This is a genomic window from Pseudaeromonas sp. HNCC25DJ180, from assembly GCF_055413345.1.
This window is the reverse complement of sequence record NZ_JBVAYF010000053.1, coordinates 1-341: the sequence shown is the minus strand read 5'-3', so window position 1 is coordinate 341 and position 341 is coordinate 1. Positions and strand designations below refer to the sequence as shown.

The following is a 341-nucleotide window of genomic DNA, read 5'->3' as shown; positions in this document are numbered from 1 at the left end:
GACCGGGATGGCAGCGCCAACGCCACAGACTGGACGCTCTCGGAGGCAGACAGCACCACGGCCAACAGCTTTACCATCAGCGCACCGGATGGGCTCAAGTCCATCACTGTGGGTGGTCAGGAGCTGAGTGCGGTACAACTGGCGACGCTGGGTACCACACCTGTGGTTATCAACAGCGGCGAGGGTATCTTGACCCTGACGGGCTACAACAGTGGCAGCGGCGTGGTGAGCTACAGCTATGATCCGGCGGTGTTGCAGCATAACGCCGGGGCTCCCACCATCGATAGCATCGGCATCACGGTGACGGCGCTCTCTGGCGACAGCACAAGCGATACACTGGA

At 61.6% G+C, this 341-nt stretch carries 1 protein-coding gene; it reads left to right on the top strand.

All coding sequences use genetic code 11. The annotated features are described in order from the left end of the window. Positions 1-341: hypothetical protein (locus tag ACZYTD_RS17230; RefSeq protein WP_463893928.1), on the top strand; the 341-nt coding region annotated here is incomplete at both ends.